Origin of the sequence: Halobacteriovorax sp. (assembly GCF_041587335.1) — a bacterium.
Taxonomy (GTDB): domain Bacteria; phylum Bdellovibrionota; class Bacteriovoracia; order Bacteriovoracales; family Bacteriovoracaceae; genus Halobacteriovorax.
In genome coordinates, this window is record NZ_JBFGYP010000133.1 from 1 (window position 1) to 7534 (window position 7534).

Annotated in this window: 10 protein-coding genes; 7 read left to right on the plus strand and 3 right to left on the minus strand. The window is 35.1% G+C overall.

Annotated elements, in window-relative coordinates:
• Positions 1-1381, minus strand: a 1381-nt coding sequence (locus ABX784_RS14170; protein WP_372655713.1) for a CHASE domain-containing protein, incomplete at its 3' end; no start/stop codon positions are given.
• 134 nt (positions 1382-1515) lie between these two features.
• On the opposite strand from ABX784_RS14170, the gene ABX784_RS14175 reads away from it, so the two are divergent.
• Together ABX784_RS14175 and ABX784_RS14180 are read left to right on the plus strand one after the other, a co-directional pair.
• Complete coding sequence (locus tag ABX784_RS14175; protein WP_372655714.1) at positions 1516-2352, plus strand: S1 RNA-binding domain-containing protein; 837 nt, start codon at positions 1516-1518, stop codon at positions 2350-2352.
• Positions 2353-2436: 84 nt separating this feature from the next.
• On the plus strand, positions 2437-3024 hold the full coding sequence (locus ABX784_RS14180; RefSeq protein WP_372655715.1) for a redoxin domain-containing protein: 588 nt from the start codon (positions 2437-2439) through the stop codon (positions 3022-3024).
• Here the strand turns inward: ABX784_RS14180 and ABX784_RS14185 are convergent.
• Both ABX784_RS14185 and ABX784_RS14190 read right to left on the minus strand, forming a co-directional pair.
• Entirely contained in the window at positions 3021-3473 is a 453-nt protein-coding gene (locus ABX784_RS14185) for an SH3 domain-containing protein (protein WP_372655716.1), read from the minus strand. The two genes, ABX784_RS14180 and ABX784_RS14185, sit on opposite strands and share 4 nt — an antisense overlap.
• 2 nt (positions 3474-3475) lie before the next feature.
• Positions 3476-3739, minus strand: a complete 264-nt coding sequence (locus ABX784_RS14190; protein WP_372655717.1) for a PqqD family protein — start codon at positions 3737-3739, stop codon at positions 3476-3478.
• Positions 3740-3896: 157 nt separating this feature from the next.
• Here ABX784_RS14190 and ABX784_RS14195 point away from each other — a divergent pair, with 157 nt between their 5' ends.
• The 5 genes from ABX784_RS14195 to ABX784_RS14215 all read left to right on the plus strand — a co-directional run.
• Entirely contained in the window at positions 3897-4091 is a 195-nt protein-coding gene (locus tag ABX784_RS14195) for a hypothetical protein (RefSeq protein WP_372655718.1), read from the plus strand.
• Positions 4092-4189: 98 nt separating this feature from the next.
• On the plus strand, positions 4190-4372 hold the full coding sequence (locus ABX784_RS14200; protein WP_372655719.1) for a hypothetical protein: 183 nt from the start codon (positions 4190-4192) through the stop codon (positions 4370-4372).
• Positions 4373-4399: 27 nt separating this feature from the next.
• Positions 4400-5239: a putative beta-lysine N-acetyltransferase gene (gene ablB / locus ABX784_RS14205; protein ID WP_372655720.1), complete on the plus strand. Its 840-nt coding sequence runs from the start codon at positions 4400-4402 to the stop codon at positions 5237-5239.
• A 46-nt stretch (positions 5240-5285) separates the two neighbouring features.
• Positions 5286-6701 (plus strand): sodium/proline symporter, encoded by a 1416-nt coding sequence (locus ABX784_RS14210; RefSeq protein WP_372655721.1) that lies wholly within the window; start codon positions 5286-5288, stop codon positions 6699-6701.
• Positions 6701-7534: mechanosensitive ion channel family protein (locus ABX784_RS14215; RefSeq protein WP_372655722.1), on the plus strand; the 834-nt coding region annotated here is incomplete at its 3' end. The genes ABX784_RS14210 and ABX784_RS14215, both read left to right, overlap by 1 nt.

Here is a 7534-nt window from a genome sequence, read left to right on the forward strand (position 1 = left end):
CTTTACTAAATTTATTTTTCAATTTATCATCAAACTTTTTGTCCTGATATCTATCTTCATTAGAGTAAACTATAGAGTTATTACTATTTATAAGTAAGATTTCAAGACCATCAAGATCACTATTTGCGAGCATTTCTTTAAACATTTTCTTATAGTTAAATACTCCTGCAACGTAGCCATTTGTAATGTCAGTATTCTTTTCTTTAGTTGGTGAGAGAGAGAGAAAACCTTTTGGGAAAAAGTCACCTCCATCTTGAACTAAAGTAATATCGCCTGTTAAGTAGGTGTCATCAAGTTCATGAGCCTTGTCTAGAGACTCTTTTCTTGTCCTTGAAAAGGATACATCAAGTCCATGTGCTTTAATATTATCTTCATAAGGATAGATATGAGTTACGACAATATATTCATCACGCTTTTTAGCATCGATAATTTGATTATCAACATTCTTCTCGGTAATCCTAAAGTTAGGATATCCATTTAATTTCATCTCTTGAATAAATTTTTCTTTGTCTTCATCTTTAATAATTCTATTCCATGAAATAGCCCGTATTCCAGATTGCTTCCTTATTATTTTAGAGGAAAACTTTTGAAACTCTATATGGGTAATACGTTCAGAGTTATTTATGTAGGCAAGTGCAGCGTTAAGTGTATCTTGATAGTATCGGTAGTAACTATTTACAGTTGTCGTAATGTCTTTGAATCTAGTGTTGAATCGATTCTCAAGTCTTTGCTGTTCCCAATTTCTTGCATTTATAAATATCACAACAATTAATGAAAATAATATTGCAGAAGGTAGCGTTACGGTCTTTCTTCTTCCTACCCACAGTTTTTCACTTCTTCGAAATAATGAAATTAATATCGGTGTAAAAGTAATCGTTCCAATAATATCTCCCGTCCACCATGTGAACCAAGAAAATAAAAAAGACTTTGACGAAATTATTCCAGAGAAGAATAAAGTGCTTACTCCGATGGAAGAGCTCGTAAGACACCCAAGGGGACCACAGATCAACATAAATTTAAATACCGATTCTTTAGAATCTAGTTTTAATTTACTTTTATCAAAATATTTAATTGATCTGTAGATGATATAGGATTGTAGTGCGGCACCAATCCCAATTATGAGAGCTGTGACCATTGGTCTTTGAATGCTTTCAAGATTGGAGAGTGATACATACGGCCACATATTTGTAAGAAATGAACCAATAAGTATTCCAAGAGTGGCGTGACCTCTAAAGTGTAATAGACATGCTAATGCAATACCTGCTGGAGGCCATGCTGCACTTGCAAATCCTGGAGGAATAGCAAGTAGAAGGGATAGCCTTGCCGTGGCGAAGTACGCAAGAGCCGTGAATATCGTGATATATATATACTTAATTTTCATATGTTATGGAACTTTTCGGTTGAATTTTGTTTAGGTTTAGGTTTTTGTCACATATCTATTGTTTTTACTGATTTCCAATATTTACATTGATTGTTTAGTTCTTTCATCATAGGTTAAAAAAAATGGAGTAAGTAGTGATTGAAATTGGTCGAGTAAATAAATTAATTGTAAGTAGAGAATCTAGCTCAGGTTATTACCTAAAAGAGGAGAGTGACTCTATTGATGAGATTTTCATGCCTCCAAACCTTGGCCCTGTAAACGTTACGGTCAATCAAGAGTTAGATGTATTTGTTTATCTAGACACTCAGGGAAGCTTAATTGCAACTGATCAAATTCCTCACGCTCTTGTTGGTGAGTACGCTTTAATGAGAGTTATTGAAGTACAAGAGTTTGGTGCATTCTTTGACTGGGGTATAGACAAAGACTTACTTGTTCCTGGAAATGAGCAAAAAGTTAAAGTTCGTAAGTTTGAAGATCACATAGTAAGAGTTTGTTTAGAGGAAGAAACAGATAGAGTTTTTGGAACTACCAAACTTGGAAAATACATTCTTGAGTCTGACTTTGATATAATGAAGGATGATGAAGTAACTATAGTCCCAGCAAATAAAACAGACTTAGGTTATAGAGTTATTATCAATAAGAAGTTTATTGGAATGATTTATGACTCTGAAATTTTTCAAGATATTCAAATAGGTAAAGAGTATAGTGCTAATGTTAAGAAAGTTAGAGACGATGGACTCGTTGATATCTCTCTTCAGGTACTTGGTATTAGGAATATGATAGACTCTAAAGACGTAGTTCTTGATTATTTAGCTAGAGTAGGTGGACAAAGCCCTCTGAATGATAAAAGCTCTCCAGACGAGATTAAAAGACTTTTAAATATGAGTAAGAAAACCTTTAAGGGATCTATAGGAATGCTCTTTAAGGAAAAGAAAATACTCATTTCTAAAGATGGAATCAAGCTGCTTTAACTAAAAAGCTTTGTCTAACATTATATATTTATTCTAACTGCGTTATAGGGTTATAATTTTATAAACTATTTAACGGAGTTAGTAATGAAAATCCTCTTTTTCGCATTTCTTTTTTCAACAAATATATTCGCAATGTCTCCTGGTGATAAGGCCATTGACTTTAAATTGATAAGTCAGGATGGAAAGCTAGTGGAGTTAAGTAAGCTTAAAAAACCAATTGTTCTCGAGTGGTATAACGATGGCTGTCCTTTTGTTCGTAAGCATTATGACTCAAATAATATGCAGAAAACTCAGGAATATTTCAAAGAGCAGACAGGTGGAACTTGGGTTTCTATTGTATCTTCAGCTGAGGGAAAGCAAGGTTACCTATCATCAAGTTCTGTAGCTAAAGATAGACTAGAAGAAGAAAAGTCTAAAGCTAATTATATGTTATTAGATTTAGATGGAAAAGTTGGTCAGCTCTACGGCGCAAAAACGACTCCTCAAATTGTTTATATTGGTGAAGACAACCTTGTGAAGTATTATGGTGCAATTGATAGTATTGCAAGTGCTTCTAAGAGTGACATCAAGAGTGCTACTAATTATGTAACTGCAGCTATCGATTCGATTAAGGTATCTGAAAAGGTAAGGGTTTCTAAGTCTAAGCCATACGGCTGTAGTGTAAAATATTAATTAATTAGAATTTTCATAGAAGTGGATTCTGGCCAGGCACTAATATTGTTAAGCCAGATTCGCTTTCCGTACTTATCTAAGACTTGATTACAGCCGATTTCTTTTTTTAAGATTCTAAAACCTTCTGTTGCAACAATATCTCTCGTTTTCTGATTCCGTTTAGAAGGGCAGAATGAATTGTTTGTATCTTTCACCGACATACACTCCAAGTCTTTATCGATGAGTGAATGAAATATCCAACCTTCAAATTTAAGGCCTTTAACTTTCACCCAATGGTTTTGTGTTTCAACTATTTGTAATGGAGAGAACTTAGGTAGAGAACTTATAATTGAGGCATCTGTAGTAGGAGCACCTCTCAGATGACTCTTGTACTTAGTTGTACAGGCGGCATCTGAGCTTATACTCCATGAGGCAAAAATAAGAAAAGCAAATAAGTAGATTGATTTCACTATTAGCTTACCTGCCCAACAAGACCAACATCTTTAAGCTGTAGGATAATACTCTCAACTATATTTGATAACTCGGGCTTGTTAATCTTACTCGTGTTTTCGATCTTCTTTGAAACTTCAGTAATAGAAGTACTTCCGTCAAGCTCTTCCCATATAAAGGCCGACATGTATGTTACTTGAAAAGATTTACCTTCAGGCGTGACTAGAATAGGTTTCGATTTATTAGTTGTTCGTTCTTCGTTGAATTGTCCTCTTTTAATAAACATAGAACCTCCCTGTTCAATTAAGCATAGAGCAATATGAAACTTGAAGGAAGGATCAACTTGTCTACTTCGAGATAACCTAATTGATAAGAACTCATGTTGAAGAGAGTTGAATGCTGGGAGATAGTTCTTAAAGAAATTAGAAAAAGGAGTTACTGAGATGAGTATTCATTTAAATCAAGGAAGTGAAAAGTATATTGAATATGGAAATGAAAAACTATCCAAAGAGTTTTTAAGGGAGCGCATTGTTGAGCTTGATGATTCTTTGAAAAATAATGATGAGTGTGACACATTATTAACTAAGAAGAATCTAGAGTTAAATAGTAGGCTTATTGAGAGTTGTTTCAATAATTAATTCAATGTAACTATCTATTATTGTTAGGGTGGTTCGGCAAAGACGAATCAGTGCTATTAAAACTTCGGAAAAGACAAATTGTCCGTTACTATTGATACATGGAAAATTTTAAAGAAAGTAAAGACATTCATTCAAGCAAAAAGAAAGACCTAACAGCAGAAGAGAAATCTATTCGAGAGAGAGATCTTGAGAATGAAATTCAATTAATGAATTTCAAGAGATCTCTTGGATCTGTCAGAGCAGGGCTTAAAGTTAAGAAAGACTGCTTATCTAGATTATAATAATCATTCTTAAACACGAGTAGATTAATGGACTATGATCAGCTTGAGAGCGTTAATGGCGCTCTCGCTCAGCATGGAAAGTATAACGATCGACTGTATATTATGAAATTAGCAAACTCCGATAACATAGAGGAAACTCTAGGTGAAGTGGAGAGTATTGCTAAGACGAATAAGTACGGAAAGATTTTTGCCAAGGTTTCAACTTCATTTGCTAAGTATTTTGGCGATGAAGATTATGACCTAGAAGCAAAGGTTCCAAACTTATATAATGGACAGCGCGATGGATACTTCTTTTCTAAATATTTAAGCAATAGTCGCAAGAGCGTCGATACTAACTCTATCGAGTCGGTAGTAAACGTTGCAACTATGAAAAAGAAAGATCCTATTGAGGATTGCTCCTCTAGTTGTACTGTTGAAGAGCTCGATACAACTGATGTCGATGAGATCATTAGTGTGTATAAATCTGTGTTTAAAACATACCCATTTCCAATCTTTGATAGAAGCTTTGTTAAGAAGTCTATGCAGGATAATGTACGTATATTTGGAGTTAAGTCCAAGGGGAAAATCGTTGCAGTATCATCTTGTGAAATAGACTTTGAAAGTGAAAACGTTGAAATGACTGACTTTGCAACTCTTCCTGAATACAGAGGAAAGGGACTAGCTCTTAAATTATTATCTATTATGGATTTAAGAATGAAGATATCGGGTATTAAAACGGCATATACAATAGCGAGATCAAAATCATTTGGAATGAATATTACTTTTTCACGAAGTGATTATTCCTATGCAGGTACACTCAAAAACAATACCAATATCTCAGGAAGTATTGAGAGCATGAATGTTTGGTATAAGAGATTAAGCTTCTAGTTTAAAAATCACATAACATTATTAATTTAACAAAAGGACTCAATAGATGATTGTGTATAGTTTCCTATTCTTTTTACTCTTATTTGTATTAATTGGAGTTTCTTCAACTTTTAAAAGTAAAAAAAATAATTCAGATTACCTAATGGCGGGACAAGATATTAAACCTTGGCTTGCAGCTCTATCGGCCGTGGCAACAAATAATAGTGGTTACATGTTTATCGGTATGATTGGCTATACATATACTAGTGGACTACAATCGATTTGGCTTATGATTGGGTGGGTCTTCGGTGACTATATGATCAGTAACTTTGTTCATAAAAAACTTCGTGTTCAAGCTGAGAAAAAGAATATGCTAAGTTTTGGTGGAGTATTATCTCGTTGGCAAGACGGGGAGTTCAAAAAACTTCGAGTGCTTGTTGGAATAATTACTGTCTTATTTCTAGGTGTATATGCAGCTGCGCAATTTAAAGCAGGTAGTAAGGCACTACATGTTCTCTTTGGTTGGGACTATAGTACAGGTGCTATTATTGGTAGTATCATTGTTTTTGCTTACTGTTTAGCTGGAGGACTTCGTGCCTCTATATGGACAGATGCTGCTCAGTCAGTAGTTATGATTGTTGCAATGTCTATGTTGTTCTTTGTCGGAGTAGATACGGCAGGTGGATTTACGTCATATATTTCTAGTCTAGATGCAATTTCTCCAGGCTATTTAAGTGTTATCCCTACAGGTCTGGCCATAGATAATTCCATTGGCGTTTTCTTATTTATATTGGGATGGGTCTTTGGCGGCTTTGGTATCGTTGGGCAGCCTCATATTATGATTAGATTTATGACTATTGATAATTCAGAGAGTATGAATGCGACAAGAGCTTATTACTATATTTGGTATACAGCTTTTTACGCTTTAACAATTGGAGCAGGGCTAACAGCGAGAGTGATTCTTCCGGAGTCTTCAAGTTTTGATGCAGAGTTGGCGCTACCTTTAATGAGTCAGGCACTTCTTCCTGAGGTTCTAATAGGGGTTGTTCTCGCAGGTATTTTTGCTGCAACTATGTCGACAGCAGATTCTCAAATTTTGAGTTGTTCAGCGGCCTTTACAATGGATATCTTTCCAAAAGGAAAGTCAAAGCTTTGGGTGACAAAGCTAACAACGGCAGTTGTGACTATTATGGCACTACTTATTGCACTGTATGGAAGTAAGAACGTGTTTCAATTAGTTCTTATCTCTTGGTCAGTTCTAGGTGCCGCATTTGGACCTCTTTTATTTATTTATGCAATGGAAAGGTATGTGTCTGAAATAACGGCAATTTCAATGGTAATAATCGGAGTTGTGTTCACTCTACTATGGAGACAGTTAGGACTTGCTGGTACAATGTTCGAAGTTGCTCCTGGAATGATTGGGGGACTGCTTACATACTTTGTGTTATCAAAAACAAAGGTAAATTTAATTAAGGAAAGCTAATGCTTCAATATTTTGCTGATTACTCATACCCAGTGGGTGTGAGTCTTTTTTTCATACTTTTTTACTTATACTTCAGACTTATTATTAAGAGAGCAGAAAAGCTTAAGTTGAAGAACATAAAGAAAAGAGAGATTCACGGAGCCGTAGAAACGGACTCCCCAATTGAAAACGATGAAAGGAATATAAAAGCAAAGGGGATTCATGCTATTGAGGATCGCTTCTCTTTTATTAGTAAAGCATTCCCATTAGCTCTTTTCTTTATATGGTCACTATTTGTATTTGTTCCATATTTAGGACAAATCCCCTCAGTATATATCTCAATTGTAGCAGCAATATTTTCAGTTGCTGCAGGTGTGGCTTTAAGACCATTTCTTGAGAACCTATTTTCAGGAGTTGTGATTTCATTTTTTAAATTTATAAAAATTGGTGATACTGTCATCATTGATGGTCACTATGGAATCATAGAAGAGATTGGGCTTACATACTCTATCGTTAAAAAGTGGGACTGGAATAGAGTAGTCATACCAAATGCAAAATTAATTCAAAAAGAAATTCAAAACCTTACGATTAACGATCAGTTTATTTGGGCGCATATTGAATTCTATGTTTCTCCAGAGACTGATCTGGAGAAGCTAGAGGAATGGGCCAAAGATTGTCCAAAGCAATCTAAGTATTTCGCCAATACTGAAGAACCTGCGTTTTGGGTAATGGAGCTAGAGAAAGACTCTATTAAGTGTTGGCTGGCGGCCTGGGCAGATAACCCTAGTGATGCATGGGAGCTTCGTAATGATATGAGGACATCACTCCTTAAGAAGCTACAACAAGAAAAAGTA

Coding starts and splice junctions, on each gene's coding strand:
- ABX784_RS14180 (WP_372655715.1), top strand. CDS start 2,437: ATGAAAATCCTCTTTTTCGCATTTCTTTTTTCAACAAATATATTCGCA.
- ablB (WP_372655720.1), top strand. CDS start 4,400: ATGGACTATGATCAGCTTGAGAGCGTTAATGGCGCTCTCGCTCAGCAT.
- ABX784_RS14200 (WP_372655719.1), top strand. CDS start 4,190: ATGGAAAATTTTAAAGAAAGTAAAGACATTCATTCAAGCAAAAAGAAA.
- ABX784_RS14190 (WP_372655717.1), bottom strand. CDS start 3,739: ATGTTTATTAAAAGAGGACAATTCAACGAAGAACGAACAACTAATAAA.
- ABX784_RS14195 (WP_372655718.1), top strand. CDS start 3,897: ATGAGTATTCATTTAAATCAAGGAAGTGAAAAGTATATTGAATATGGA.
- ABX784_RS14210 (WP_372655721.1), top strand. CDS start 5,286: ATGATTGTGTATAGTTTCCTATTCTTTTTACTCTTATTTGTATTAATT.